General features: G+C 52.4%; 17 protein-coding genes. 11 read left to right on the forward strand and 6 right to left on the reverse strand.

Features of this window, described 5'->3' with window-relative positions:
• Positions 1 to 25 precede the first annotated feature (25 nt).
• The 5 genes from AB1287_RS20515 (at position 26) to AB1287_RS20535 (ending at position 2,618) form a co-directional block, all read left to right on the forward strand.
• On the forward strand, positions 26 to 1,015 hold the full coding sequence (locus tag AB1287_RS20515; protein WP_002209013.1) for a DNA-directed RNA polymerase subunit alpha: 990 nt from the start codon (positions 26 to 28) through the stop codon (positions 1,013 to 1,015).
• Between the two features lie 40 nt (positions 1,016 to 1,055).
• On the forward strand, positions 1,056 to 1,442 hold the full coding sequence (gene rplQ / locus AB1287_RS20520) for a 50S ribosomal protein L17 (RefSeq protein ID WP_097165008.1): 387 nt from the start codon (positions 1,056 to 1,058) through the stop codon (positions 1,440 to 1,442).
• 106 nt (positions 1,443 to 1,548) lie between these two features.
• Entirely contained in the window at positions 1,549 to 1,920 is a 372-nt protein-coding gene (locus tag AB1287_RS20525; protein WP_312629873.1) for a DUF1992 domain-containing protein, read from the forward strand.
• Positions 1,920 to 2,345, forward strand: a complete 426-nt coding sequence (gene zntR, locus AB1287_RS20530) for a Zn(2+)-responsive transcriptional regulator (protein WP_312629875.1) — start codon at positions 1,920 to 1,922, stop codon at positions 2,343 to 2,345. Before AB1287_RS20525 ends, zntR begins: the two co-directional genes overlap by 1 nt.
• A 57-nt stretch (positions 2,346 to 2,402) precedes the next feature.
• Positions 2,403 to 2,618, forward strand: coding sequence for an alternative ribosome-rescue factor A (locus AB1287_RS20535; RefSeq protein WP_312629877.1), 216 nt, complete (start codon positions 2,403 to 2,405; stop codon positions 2,616 to 2,618).
• Here the strand turns inward: AB1287_RS20535 and mscL are convergent, their stop codons facing one another.
• From mscL to def, 5 genes are all read right to left on the reverse strand, one after another.
• Positions 2,619 to 3,029, reverse strand: coding sequence for a large-conductance mechanosensitive channel protein MscL (gene mscL, locus AB1287_RS20540; protein WP_312629878.1), 411 nt, complete (start codon positions 3,027 to 3,029; stop codon positions 2,619 to 2,621).
• Between the two features lie 145 nt (positions 3,030 to 3,174).
• The gene (gene trkA / locus AB1287_RS20545; RefSeq protein ID WP_435618902.1) at positions 3,175 to 4,551 is read right to left on the reverse strand and encodes a Trk system potassium transporter TrkA; all 1,377 of its coding nucleotides are present in this window, start codon (positions 4,549 to 4,551) and stop codon (positions 3,175 to 3,177) included.
• A 21-nt stretch (positions 4,552 to 4,572) separates the two neighbouring features.
• The gene (gene rsmB, locus AB1287_RS20550) at positions 4,573 to 5,862 is read right to left on the reverse strand and encodes a 16S rRNA (cytosine(967)-C(5))-methyltransferase RsmB (RefSeq protein ID WP_435618903.1); all 1,290 of its coding nucleotides are present in this window, start codon (positions 5,860 to 5,862) and stop codon (positions 4,573 to 4,575) included.
• A gap of 51 nt (positions 5,863 to 5,913) precedes the next feature.
• Positions 5,914 to 6,861 (reverse strand): methionyl-tRNA formyltransferase, encoded by a 948-nt coding sequence (gene fmt, locus AB1287_RS20555; protein WP_435618904.1) that lies wholly within the window; start codon positions 6,859 to 6,861, stop codon positions 5,914 to 5,916.
• Positions 6,862 to 6,875: 14 nt separating this feature from the next.
• Positions 6,876 to 7,385 (reverse strand): peptide deformylase, encoded by a 510-nt coding sequence (gene def, locus AB1287_RS20560; RefSeq protein WP_435618905.1) that lies wholly within the window; start codon positions 7,383 to 7,385, stop codon positions 6,876 to 6,878.
• 129 nt (positions 7,386 to 7,514) lie between these two features.
• On the opposite strand from def, the gene dprA reads away from it, so the two are divergent.
• From dprA to AB1287_RS20590, 6 genes are read left to right on the forward strand one after another with little or no spacing between them, the layout of a single operon-like run.
• Entirely contained in the window at positions 7,515 to 8,639 is a 1,125-nt protein-coding gene (gene dprA / locus AB1287_RS20565; protein ID WP_435618906.1) for a DNA-protecting protein DprA, read from the forward strand.
• Positions 8,611 to 9,084 (forward strand): DUF494 family protein Smg, encoded by a 474-nt coding sequence (smg, locus tag AB1287_RS20570; RefSeq protein WP_312629886.1) that lies wholly within the window; start codon positions 8,611 to 8,613, stop codon positions 9,082 to 9,084. The genes dprA and smg overlap by 29 nt, the downstream gene beginning before the upstream one ends.
• 27 nt (positions 9,085 to 9,111) lie before the next feature.
• The gene (locus AB1287_RS20575; RefSeq protein ID WP_312629887.1) at positions 9,112 to 9,654 is read left to right on the forward strand and encodes a DNA topoisomerase family protein; all 543 of its coding nucleotides are present in this window, start codon (positions 9,112 to 9,114) and stop codon (positions 9,652 to 9,654) included.
• A gap of 4 nt (positions 9,655 to 9,658) precedes the next feature.
• Positions 9,659 to 10,231, forward strand: coding sequence for an L-threonylcarbamoyladenylate synthase type 1 TsaC (tsaC, locus tag AB1287_RS20580; protein ID WP_435618907.1), 573 nt, complete (start codon positions 9,659 to 9,661; stop codon positions 10,229 to 10,231).
• Positions 10,232 to 10,235: 4 nt separating this feature from the next.
• Complete coding sequence (aroE, locus tag AB1287_RS20585) at positions 10,236 to 11,054, forward strand: shikimate dehydrogenase (RefSeq protein ID WP_435618908.1); 819 nt, start codon at positions 10,236 to 10,238, stop codon at positions 11,052 to 11,054.
• Positions 11,051 to 11,308, forward strand: a complete 258-nt coding sequence (locus tag AB1287_RS20590) for a DUF1488 domain-containing protein (protein WP_435618909.1) — start codon at positions 11,051 to 11,053, stop codon at positions 11,306 to 11,308. Before aroE ends, AB1287_RS20590 begins: the two co-directional genes overlap by 4 nt.
• Here AB1287_RS20590 and AB1287_RS20595 read toward each other — a convergent pair.
• Entirely contained in the window at positions 11,284 to 11,838 is a 555-nt protein-coding gene (locus AB1287_RS20595) for a gamma carbonic anhydrase family protein (protein ID WP_435618910.1), read from the reverse strand. The two genes, AB1287_RS20590 and AB1287_RS20595, sit on opposite strands and share 25 nt — an antisense overlap.
• Between the last annotated feature and the right edge of the window lie 306 nt (positions 11,839 to 12,144).

The raw sequence follows: 12,144 nt of genomic DNA on the forward strand, positions 1-12,144 counted from the left end.
AGCTTAGTACCAAAGAGAGGACACAATGCAGGGTTCTGTGACAGAGTTTCTAAAACCGCGCCTGGTCGATATCGAGCAAGTGAGTTCGACGCACGCCAAGGTGACCCTTGAGCCTTTAGAGCGTGGCTTCGGCCATACTTTGGGTAACGCACTGCGCCGTATTCTGCTCTCATCGATGCCGGGTTGCGCGGTGACCGAGGTTGAGATTGATGGTGTACTTCATGAGTACAGCACCAAAGAAGGCGTTCAGGAAGATATCCTTGAAATCCTGCTCAACCTGAAAGGGCTGGCGGTGAGAGTTCAGGGTAAAGATGAAGTTATTCTTACTCTGAATAAATCTGGCATTGGCCCTGTGACCGCAGCCGACATCACCCACGACGGTGATGTCGAAATCGTCAAGCCGCAGCATGTTATCTGCCACCTGACTGATGAGAACGCATCTATCAATATGCGTATCAAAGTTCAGCGCGGTCGCGGTTATGTGCCGGCTTCTGCCCGAATTCATTCGGAAGAAGATGAGCGCCCAATCGGCCGTCTGCTGGTCGACGCATGCTACAGCCCTGTAGAGCGTATCGCCTACAATGTTGAAGCAGCGCGCGTAGAGCAGCGTACCGACCTGGACAAGCTGGTCATCGAAATGGAAACCAATGGCACAATCGATCCTGAAGAGGCGATTCGTCGTGCGGCAACCATCCTGGCAGAACAACTGGAAGCTTTCGTTGACTTACGTGATGTACGTCAGCCGGAAGTGAAAGAAGAGAAACCAGAATTCGATCCGATCCTGCTGCGCCCTGTTGACGATCTGGAATTGACTGTCCGCTCTGCTAACTGCCTCAAGGCAGAAGCTATCCACTATATCGGTGATCTGGTACAGCGTACCGAGGTTGAGTTGCTGAAAACGCCAAACCTGGGTAAAAAATCTCTTACTGAGATTAAAGACGTGCTGGCCTCTCGTGGTCTGTCTCTGGGCATGCGCCTGGAAAACTGGCCACCGGCAAGCATTGCTGACGAGTAACCGGATCACAGGTTAAGGTTTTACTGAGAAGGATAAGGTCATGCGCCATCGTAAGAGTGGTCGTCAACTGAACCGCAACAGCAGCCATCGCCAGGCTATGTTCCGCAACATGGCAGGTTCCCTGGTTCGTCATGAGATCATCAAGACGACCCTGCCTAAAGCGAAAGAGCTGCGTCGCGTAGTTGAGCCGCTGATTACTCTTGCCAAGACTGATAGCGTTGCTAATCGTCGTCTGGCATTCGCCCGTACTCGTGATAACGAGATCGTGGCAAAACTGTTTAACGAACTGGGCCCGCGTTTCGCGAGCCGTGCCGGTGGTTACACTCGCATCATGAAGTGTGGTTTCCGTGCAGGCGACAACGCGCCGATGGCTTACATCGAGCTGGTTGATCGTTCAGAAGCGAAAGCAGAAGCAGCTGCAGAGTAATTTGCAGTAGTATGAAAAAACCCGCCTCGGCGGGTTTTTTTTATGCCTGTAAGATCCCCATTTCGCTACAATCATTGTACTCTTTTTGTTCATCAGGATATTTACGATGTGGTTACTCGATCAGTGGGCCGAGCGTCATATTCAGGAGGCACAGTCCCGGGGTGAGTTTGATCTCCTGCCGGGCCGGGGTGAACCTTTATTTCTTGATGATGACAGTCATGTTCCCCCTGAACTGCGTGCAGGTTATCGTCTGTTGAAGAACGCTGGTTGCCTTCCTCCGGAACTCGCACAGCATAAAGAGGCCGTCGAGCTCATAGGATTGCTAAAAGGTATTCGTGAGGATGACCCTGGAGTGCCTGAAATCCAGCGCCGCCTTACGCTGCTCGAATTGAAACTACAGCAGGCCGGGCTGAGTACAGATTTTTTGCGTGGTGATTATGCCGATAAGTTATGCAGTAAATTACGGGAGGAATGCTGATGTATCGTATTGGTGAATTAGCGAAACTCGCAGGCGTGACGCCCGATACCATCCGCTATTATGAAAAACAGCAGATGATGGATCATTCTGTTCGCACTGAAGGTGGATTCCGGCTTTATACAGAAAGCGATCTGCAGCGCTTGCGGTTTATACGCCACGGTACGCAGCTTGGCTTTACGCTCGAAGCGATCCGTGAACTGCTGTCGATTCGTATCGATCCCGAACATCATACCTGTCAGGAGTCGAAAAGCATCGTCCAGTCCCGGCTGAATGAAGTCGAAGCAAGGATTGCGCAGCTGGAAACGATGCGCCGTTCTCTGCAGCGCCTGAATGATGCATGCTGCGGCAGTGCCCACAGCAGTGTTTACTGTTCTATTCTCGAAGCGCTTGAGCAGGGAGCTGAGGCAGAGCAAGCAGGGCATTGATTTTCGACTGTTGCAGGATTACACTCCCGCCGTCTTATTACACAATCCGGAGAAAATATGAGCCGCTATCAGCATACGAAGGGGCAAATAAAGGATAACGCGGTAGAAGCGTTATTACGTGACCCACTGTTTCGTCAGCGCGTTGAGAAAAGTAAGAAAGGGAAAGGCAGTTTTCAGCGTAAGGGCAAACATGGCAACAGAGGTAACTGGGAGGCCAGTGGCAAGAAAGTGAATCACTTTTTTACCACTGGCTTTCTGCTTTCAGTGTCCTGATTAAGAGCGGCTGTTTTGCTCTTTCAGCAGATCGCGAATTTCAGTCAGTAAGACTTCTTCTTTCGTCGGTACTGGATCCGCAGCCGGCTCTTCTTTCTTACGATTGAGCTTGTTAATAAGCTTAATCGCCATAAAGATGGCGAATGCCACAATCACGAAATCAAAAATATTCTGGATGAACACGCCGTAGTGCATCACTACCGCAGGAACGTCGCCCTGCGCATCACGCAGCGTAACCGCAAACTGTTTGAAATCGATCCCGCCAATCAATAATCCCAGCGGAGGCATAATAATATCGGCAACTAATGACGATACGATTTTACCGAATGCCGCACCAATAATGACACCCACTGCCAAATCAACCACGTTTCCGCGCATCGCGAATTCGCGAAACTCTTTAATAATGCTCATTTTATTCTCCTTGAACCAGCTGTCGTTTATAAGTTTAACAAATGTCTGGTCAATTTCCATTACAGCGCGACGGCTATTTTGAATAAATAGACCTTGAATAATAAAGGGTTAATAAAAAAGACGCTCATTTGAGCGCCTTTTTCGGTTACAGGAAGAACGGACTGGGCTGGAACAGGCGCTCGACGTCGGTAATAAACTTTTTATCCGTCAGGAACATAATTACGTGGTCACCCTGCTCAATCCGCAAATTGTCATTGGCGATGAGGACTTCATTACCGCGAACGACTGCACCAATAATTGTGCCCGGCGGGAGTTTAATATCATCAATCACGCGGCCAACCACCCTGGAGGTACTTTCATCCCCATGGGCGACGGCTTCAATCGCCTCAGCAACGCCTCGGCGAAGAGATGAAACACCAACGATATCTGCCTTGCGGACATGGCTTAATAATGCGGAGATAGTGGCCTGCTGTGGGGAAATTGCAATATCAATCACGCTGCCCTGCACCAGATCGACATAGGCACGGCGCTGGATAAGCACCATCACTTTTTTAGCACCCATACGCTTGGCTAACATGGCCGACATAATATTCGCTTCATCGTCGTTGGTGACGGCAATAAACAGATCAACCTGATCGATATGCTCTTCTGCCAGCAACTCCTGATCCGATGCGTCGCCAAAGAAGACGATCGTATTTTGCAGCTTTTCCGCAAGCTCAGCCGCGCGTTGCTGATCCCGTTCGATCAGTTTCACGCTGTAATCTTTTTCCAGACGACGTGCCAGACCAGCGCCGATGTTTCCGCCGCCGACAAGCATGATTCGCTTATAGGGCTTTTCCAGGCGCTGAAGTTCACTCATTACGGCGCGAATATGCTGCGAAGCGGCAATGAAGAAGACTTCGTCGCCTGCCTCAACAATGGTCGATCCCTGAGGACGGATAGGCCGGTCGTGGCGGAAAATCGCCGCTACGCGAGTATCGATATGCGGCATGTGCTCCCGCATAGTGGACAGCGCATTACCGACCAGTGGGCCACCATAATAGGCTTTTACCACCGCTAGGCTCACTTTTCCTTCGGCAAAGTTCACCACCTGCAGGGCACCCGGATACTCAATCAGGCGATAAATATTGTCGATGACAAGCTGTTCAGGTGCGATCAGATGATCGATTGGCACCGCTTCAGAATGGAACAACTTATCTGCGTCGCGGACGTAGTCGGGTGAACGAATACGAGCGATGCGGTTCGGCGTATTGAAAAGAGAATAGGCTACCTGGCAGGCAACCATATTGGTTTCATCAGAGCTGGTAACGGCGACGAGCATATCCGCATCGTCAGCCCCGGCTTCCCTCAGCACGCGGGGATGAGAGCCGTGGCCCTGAACAACGCGTAAATCGAATTTGTCCTGCAGGGTGCGCAGGCGATCGCCGTTGGTATCTACCACGGTGATGTCGTTATTCTCGCCGACCAGGTTCTCTGCCAGCGTACCGCCCACTTGTCCGGCACCCAGAATGATAATTTTCATCAGTCGCGATCCATTAATTCATCACTGTTTGATTAGCTTAGCGTAAAAGAATCCGTCGCCTTCATCCGCCGCCGGCAGGTTTTGCTGACCGGGATGTTCTGCGGTGCCCGTCTCGCAGAGGGTCGCATCTGGCGTACGTTTCAGGAACGCTGCAATCTGTTCGCTGTTTTCTTCCGGCAGAATAGAGCAGGTGGCGTACACCAGCGTACCGCCAGCTTTGAGATGCAGCCAGGTGGCATCAAGGATTTCTGCCTGAAGCTGAGCCAGTTCAGCGATATCACGATCGCGCCGTAGCCATTTGATATCCGGGTGGCGGCGAATCACGCCCGTAGCGGAGCAAGGGGCATCCAGCAGAATGCGATCGAACTGCTGTTCACCGCACCACTGTGAAGGATAACGGCCATCGCCTTGCTTCACCCGTGCGTTCATGCCGAGGCGTTTCAGGTTTTCATAGACGCGAGTCAGGCGCTGCTCATCAACATCGACGGCCAGTACGCTCGCTTTAGGGGCGACTTCAAGAATGTGGGTCGTTTTCCCGCCCGGCGCCGCGCACAAATCGAGGATCTCTTCGCCATTTTTAGGCGTCAGATAGTTCATGCAGCCTTGGGCGGAAGCATCCTGTACGGTGACCCAGCCCTCGGCAAAGCCGGGCAGTGCCATTACCGACGTCGGCGTTTCCAGGCGCACAGCGTCAGGGTAGTCCTGATGCGTAAAGCCTTTCATTCCGGATGCTTCCAGCAATGCAAGCCATGCATCACGTGAGTGATGGTTGCGGTTAACGCGCAGCCACATAGGTGGGCGCTGGTTGTTGGCCTCAAGGATGGCTTGCCACTGCTGCGGATAAGCTTTTTGAATACGTTTCACCAGCCAGGAAGGGTGCAGGAAGCGCATTTCCGTCCCGGCAAATTCGGCTAACAGGGCTTCCTGATTACGCTGAAACTGGCGCAGTACACCGTTGATCAGCCCTTTCAGCTGCGGGCGCTTGATGGCTACTGCACCTTCAACCGTTTCCGCCAGCGCCGCGTGGGCTGGAATGCGGGTATACAGAAGCTGATAAAGGCCAACCATCAGTAGAAAGTGGACGGTACGCTGTTTGCCCGTCATGGGGCGTTCCATCAATTTTTTGATGAGCCACTCCAGCTGCGGCAGAGTACGCAGCACGCCAAAACTCAGTTCCTGCAGCAGGGCACGATCTTTATCGGCAACTTTGTTTTGCAGGTGCGGCAAAACATTGCTCAGCGACTGGCCTTTCTCAACGACCTGTTCGATAGCCTGAGCGGCAAGGCTACGTAAATTTGTATTTTTTTTCATAAGCATAAAAATGAAAAGGCCCGGTATAACCGGGCTGAAAGTAAGAAACCGTCAGGCAAGACGGTTGCCGGGAATAAACCACTCCCGACGTGAATTCAGAAGATCCTGTGCGCTCATGGCCTTTTTTCCCGCAGGCTGAAGCGACTGCAGATTCAGGATCCCACGCGCGGTTGCAACCTGGATGCCTTTCTTGTTGGCATCGACGATCGTTCCTGGTTCTGCCGCAGTGTCTGCGTGAATAACTGTGGCTTGCCAGACTTTAACCGGTTGACCATCAATCTCCAGCCAGCTCATTGGCCATGGATTAAAGGCCCGGATATTACGTTCAAGCTGTTCAGCCGAAAGTGACCAGTCAACGCGAGCCTCTTCTTTGCTGAGCTTTTCGGCGTGTGTGACCAGCGCTTCGTCCTGAACTTCAGGTTTAGCTGTGCCTTCCGCCATCTGCTTCAGGGTTTCGATCAACCCTTGTGGACCGAGCTCAGCCAGCTTGTCGTACAGCGAGCCGCTGGTGTCTTCTGCCGTGATCGGGCAGGCGAGCTTATAGAGCATGTCACCGGTATCAAGCCCGACGTCCATCTGCATGATCGTGACGCCCGTTTGTGCATCACCCGCCCAGAGAGAACGCTGGATTGGTGCAGCACCACGCCAGCGTGGCAGCAGTGAACCATGAACGTTAATGCAGCCGAGGCGTGGCATATCAAGAACGGCTTTCGGTAAAATCAGACCATACGCTACCACCACCATAACGTCGGCGTTGAGATCGGCAACGAGCTGCTGGTTTTCCTGCGGGCGAAGCGAGGCGGGCTGGAAAACCGGCAGACCTTTTTCTTCTGCCAGCACTTTAACGGGGCTCGGCATCAGCTTTTTACCGCGGCCGGCGGGACGGTCTGGTTGGGTAAATACGCCCACGATCTGGTGCCCAGACGACAACAGCGCGTCAAGATGACGCGCTGCAAAGTCAGGAGTACCGGCAAAAATAATGCGAAGTGATTCTGACACGTTAATTCTTATCCTTAAGCGCGAGCGTTCAGGCGATCCAGTTTTTCAACTTTCTGGCGAATACGCTGCTGTTTCAGCGGAGAGAGATAGTCGATGAACAGTTTACCTACCAGATGATCCATCTCGTGCTGAATGCAGATTGCCAGCAGGCCATCGGCCTCCAGTTCGAACGACTTACCATTTCTGTCCAGCGCGCGAATTTTAACTCGCTCGGCACGTGGAACGAGAGCACGCTGCTCAGGAATAGACAGGCAGCCTTCTTCGATGCCGGTTTCACCGCTCTTTTCCAGCAGCTCAGGGTTAATCAACACCAGCTGTTCGGCACGATCTTCGGAAACGTCAATCACGATGATGCGCTGATGGATATCGACCTGCGTTGCGGCCAGGCCAATGCCTTCTTCGTCGTACATGGTTTCGAACATATCATCGACGATACGCTGAATGTCGGCATTCACTTCTTTAACCGGCTCTGCGACTTTGCGAAGGCGCTCGTCCGGAATATGTAACACTTGCAAAACTGACATAATTATCCAGAGTTGTGTTCAGGAGTTGGAAAGATTATTACCTCTATTCTAGACAAAACCCCCTCTGATTGACAGCATCACTGACCAATCGCAAAGATTGACGAGACAGCTTGTGGCAAGGAGAAAAGGATGACGCCCACGGAGATCTGGATCCGCCTGATGGCGGTCAATGGGTTATACGGCAATACGATGTGCGAGCTGGCAAAAAGACTCATTTCAGCTGGTTCAGTAGACGCAGGTTTTTTGCGCAATCAGGGGTTTTCTACGGCCCAGGTAAAACACTTTTTCTCGTTTTCCGGGCGGGTGATGAATGAGATGCTTGCCTGGCTAACACATCCCGGGCACCACTTACTGACGGCGGATCATGCCGGTTATCCTTCCACTCTAAAAGCGACCGTCGATTACCCTGGGGCTTTGTTTGTCGCGGGGGATCCGCAGTTACTCTTGTCTCCACAAATCGCCATTGTCGGCAGCCGTCACCATTCCTGGTATGGGGAGCGCTGGGGGCGCATCCTTAGTGAGGCTATTGCCCGAAAAGGCCTGACGGTGACCAGCGGTATGGCGCTCGGCATTGATGGAATAGCACACAGGGCCGCGCTGGATGTTCATGGAAAAACCATTGCTGTGCTCGGAAACGGCCTCTTTCATACCTATCCGCGTCGGCATGCCGCCCTGGCTCAGCGTATTCTTGAAAATGGCGGCGCGTTGGTTAGCGAATTCCCGTTGAACCAGCTCCCCTTTCCTGCCAATTTCCCTCGCCGAAATCGAATCATCAGTGGCCTCAGCTACGGTGTTTTAGTGGTGGAGGCGGCACCGAAAAGCGGTTCTCTGGTGACTGCCCGTACCGCGTTGGAGCAAGGTCGTGAAGTCTTTGCAATTCCAGGTCCGCTGGGCAACCCCGGATCGGAAGGCCCGCACTGGCTAATTAAGCAGGGAGCTGTTCCTGTGACGACGATAGAGGACATCATGGAAAATTTGCAATTCGGGCGCTATCCGCTGCCAGATGAGCCTGAAAAATCAAATTATTCCCCGGATACGGAGTTTGCAGCATTGCCATTTCCGGAGCTCCTGGCTAACGTAGGAGATGAGGTAACACCTGTTGACGTTGTCGCTGAACGTGCCGGCCAACCTGTGCCAGTAACCGTAGCTCAGCTACTCGAACTGGAGTTAGCAGGGTGGATCGCAGCTGTACCCGGCGGCTATGTCCGATTAAGGAGGGCATGCCATGTTCGACGTACTGATGTATTTATTTGAGACTTACATCCATAACGAAGCAGAGATGCGGGTGGACCAGGATAAACTGACGCGGGATTTAACCGATGCCGGTTTCGATCGGGAAGATATCTACAACGCACTACTGTGGTTGGAAAAGCTGGCTGACTATCAGGAAGGGCTCGCAGAGCCGATGCAGCTGGCTTCGGATCCACTTTCTGTCCGCATTTATACTGCAGATGAGTGCCAACGGCTGGATGCCAGTTGCCGGGGATTCTTGTTATTCCTGGAGCAGATTCAGGTGCTAAACCTCGAAACGCGTGAAATGGTCATCGAACGCGTCATGGCGCTGGATGCCACAGAGTTTGAGCTGGAGGATCTGAAATGGGTCATCCTGATGGTGCTGTTTAATATTCCGGGCTGTGAAAATGCCTATCAGCAGATGGAAGAATTACTCTTCGAAGTAAATGAAGGTATGCTGCACTGATTCCCTTGCGCAGCGACAAGAGTTGTTATGGCTAAATCTGCACTGTTTTCGGTGCCTAAAAACGAGCCCTGCCCACAGTGCGGGGCCGAGCTCATTATCCGGTCCGGTAAGCACGGGCCGTTTCTCGGTTGTTCCCATTACCCGGAATGCGATTATGTTCGTCCCCTGAAAAGCCAGGCGGACGGACATATCGTGAAAGTTCTGGAAGGCCAGCTTTGCCCGGTTTGTGGTGCGGAAATGGTGCTTCGTCAGGGGCGTTTTGGCATGTTCATAGGGTGTAGCCAGTATCCCGTCTGCGAACACACCGAGCTTATTGATAAACCTGATGAGACGTCTATCGCCTGCCCGCAATGCCATCAAGGTCATCTTGTTCAGCGTCGCTCACGCTATGGCAAAACCTTTCATTCCTGCGATCGTTATCCCGATTGCCAGTTCGCTCTGAATTTCAAACCGGTGGTGGGAGAGTGCCCTGAGTGCCACTATCCGCTACTTATCGAAAAGAAAACGGCACAGGGCGTTAAGCTCTATTGCGCCAGTAAACAATGTGGAAAGCCGATATCGGCGGAATAAATCAGTGAACAGTCACCTGCATGAACTAAGCGTTTTGAAAGCTCTCGAAGCGCTCAATAATAAAGAAGTCATCGCTTATCCCACTGAAGCTGTTTTCGGCGTCGGCTGCGATCCGGACAGTGAAACTGCTGTTATGCGTTTGCTGGAGCTTAAGCAGAGGCCAGTAGAAAAAGGACTTATCCTTATTGCGGCGAGTTTTGAGCAGCTCAAACCTTATATAGATGATTCAGTATTAACAGACAGCCAACGAGAAACGGTCTTTTCGCGCTGGCCTGGGCCTGTCACTTTTGTCTTTCCGGCGAGAGCGTCAACGCCCCGCTGGTTGACCGGCCGATTCGACACTCTGGCTGTTCGCGTCACTAATCATCCGCTGGTGGTTGAGCTGTGCCAGGCCTACGGTAAGCCACTTGTTTCAACAAGTGCGAACCTGAGCGGGCAGGAGCCATGCCGCAACGTCGAAGAAGTCGTTGCTCAGTTCGGCGAATCCTTCCCGGTAGTTAAAGGCGAAACCGGCGGTCGCCTTAACCCTTCCGAAATCCGGGATGCCCTGACGGGCGAACTTTTCCGCCAGGGATAATCATATGGAACAGTACGCCGTATTCGGCAACCCCATTGCCCACAGCAAATCGCCTTTCATTCATCAGCAATTTGCCCGGCAGTTGAACATCGAACATCCTTACGGACGAGTGCTTGCGCCGTTGGAGGCGTTTACTGAAACGCTGAACAGGTTTTTTGCTGAAGGAGGCAAAGGCTGCAACGTCACCGTGCCTTTTAAAGAGGAAGCTTTCGCCAGAGCGGATGAACTCACCGAGCGGGCTGCGCTCGCCGGGGCGGTGAATACGCTGAAGCGGCTGGAAGATGGGCGGCTGCTGGGTGATAACACCGATGGAATAGGGTTGCTTAGCGATCTGGAACGACTGGATCTGATCAAACCGGGCTATCGTATTTTGCTGATAGGTGCTGGCGGCGCGGCGCGTGGAGTATTGCTGCCGCTTTTATCCCTGGACTGTGCTGTTACTGTGACTAACCGTACCTTTGCCCGCGCACAGGAGCTGGCCGCGATCTTCGCCCACACCGGCAGCATTCGTGCTCTGGCAATGGATTCACTGCAGAGCGAAACGTTCGATTTGATCATCAATGCAACGTCCAGCGGCATCGGTGGAAACGTTCCGGCGATCCCGGATGCCATCATCAATATGAACGTGCGTTGCTACGACATGTTCTATCAGAAAGGAAGTACGCCTTTTTTGAAGTGGTGCGAACAGCATGGTGCAAAACACTGCGAGGATGGGCTGGGGATGCTGGTGGCTCAGGCCGCGCATGCGGTGCTTTTATGGCACGGCGTTATGCCAGAAATTGCCCCTGTCATTGAGGCACTGAAAAAGGAACTGTCTTTGTGAATCAGGCGATTCTGTTTCCCGATCGTGAAGAATGGGACGACGCAAATCAGTCTCTCTGCTTCCCGGCGCTGGTTAATGGGTTTCAGGTCACCTGTGCATTGTCGGCAGAAGCACTGGCGCATCGCTTTGGTGGGGATGCGCCAGAGTTTTGGGTCGAGAGCTTTCGTCTGCATCGCTGGGATTTAGAAGATGAAGCTGAGCAGGCGATCCGCAACCAAAAAGAAGACGATCAGGGCTGGATCTGGCTCTCCTGAGCGAGATACTCATCTTTCCACTTTACATAGTTATTCGCTGAATACCTGAGACCCTCAAGCTCCACCTCTTGCAACGGACGAATCTGCTTCACTGGGCTACCAAGATAAAGGTAGCCACTCTCCAGGCGCTTATTTTGAGGCACCAGACTGCCGGCGCCGATCATTACGTCGTTTTCGACAACTACCCCATCGAGCAATATCGATCCCATGCCAACAAGTACCCGATCTCCAATGGTGCAGCCGTGCAGCATGACTTTGTGTCCTACCGTAACGTCTTCACCCACAATTAGCGGGTTACCTTCCGGGTTATAAGAAGACTTGTGGGTAACGTGTAGCACGCTGCCGTCCTGGATATTCGTGCGGGCGCCGATAGCAACATAGTTTACGTCACCGCGGATCGCGACCAGTGGCCATATGCCGACATCATCCGCAAGGCGGACATCGCCGATAATCACGCTGGTGGAATCGACCATAACGCGCTGACCGATCGTGGGTGTCAGGTTTTTATAGGAACGAATGTTTGCAGACATGAAAACCTCTATAGGACGAATTGCAGGTAATGTGGCTCATTATCGGCCTTTCAGAGGGGATTCACACCTCAAAAAAACAGCAGATCGTATGGGATCTCAACAAAAAGAATGAAAAAACAGCTATCAGAAGAAAGATCGAAAAAAAGGGTTGTGCAAAAAAATGGGATCCCTATAATGCGCCTCCATCGACACGGCGGATGTGAATCACTTCACACAAACAGCCGGTTCGGTTGAAGAGAAAAATTCCTGAGAAATGGGGTTGACTCTGAAAGAGGAAAGCGTAACATACGCCACCTCGCGACAGAG

The sequence above is a fragment of the Scandinavium sp. UTDF21-P1B genome, from assembly GCF_040750395.1.
GTDB lineage: Bacteria > Pseudomonadota > Gammaproteobacteria > Enterobacterales > Enterobacteriaceae > Scandinavium.

Coding starts and splice junctions, on each gene's coding strand:
- mscL (WP_312629878.1), bottom strand. CDS start 3,029: ATGAGCATTATTAAAGAGTTTCGCGAATTCGCGATGCGCGGAAACGTG.
- AB1287_RS20525 (WP_312629873.1), top strand. CDS start 1,549: ATGTGGTTACTCGATCAGTGGGCCGAGCGTCATATTCAGGAGGCACAG.
- dprA (WP_435618906.1), top strand. CDS start 7,515: ATGACGCCCACGGAGATCTGGATCCGCCTGATGGCGGTCAATGGGTTA.
- rplQ (WP_097165008.1), top strand. CDS start 1,056: ATGCGCCATCGTAAGAGTGGTCGTCAACTGAACCGCAACAGCAGCCAT.
- AB1287_RS20515 (WP_002209013.1), top strand. CDS start 26: ATGCAGGGTTCTGTGACAGAGTTTCTAAAACCGCGCCTGGTCGATATC.
- smg (WP_312629886.1), top strand. CDS start 8,611: ATGTTCGACGTACTGATGTATTTATTTGAGACTTACATCCATAACGAA.
- AB1287_RS20595 (WP_435618910.1), bottom strand. CDS start 11,838: ATGTCTGCAAACATTCGTTCCTATAAAAACCTGACACCCACGATCGGT.
- AB1287_RS20575 (WP_312629887.1), top strand. CDS start 9,112: ATGGCTAAATCTGCACTGTTTTCGGTGCCTAAAAACGAGCCCTGCCCA.
- AB1287_RS20535 (WP_312629877.1), top strand. CDS start 2,403: ATGAGCCGCTATCAGCATACGAAGGGGCAAATAAAGGATAACGCGGTA.
- trkA (WP_435618902.1), bottom strand. CDS start 4,551: ATGAAAATTATCATTCTGGGTGCCGGACAAGTGGGCGGTACGCTGGCA.
- aroE (WP_435618908.1), top strand. CDS start 10,236: ATGGAACAGTACGCCGTATTCGGCAACCCCATTGCCCACAGCAAATCG.
- rsmB (WP_435618903.1), bottom strand. CDS start 5,862: ATGAAAAAAAATACAAATTTACGTAGCCTTGCCGCTCAGGCTATCGAA.
- def (WP_435618905.1), bottom strand. CDS start 7,385: ATGTCAGTTTTGCAAGTGTTACATATTCCGGACGAGCGCCTTCGCAAA.
- zntR (WP_312629875.1), top strand. CDS start 1,920: ATGTATCGTATTGGTGAATTAGCGAAACTCGCAGGCGTGACGCCCGAT.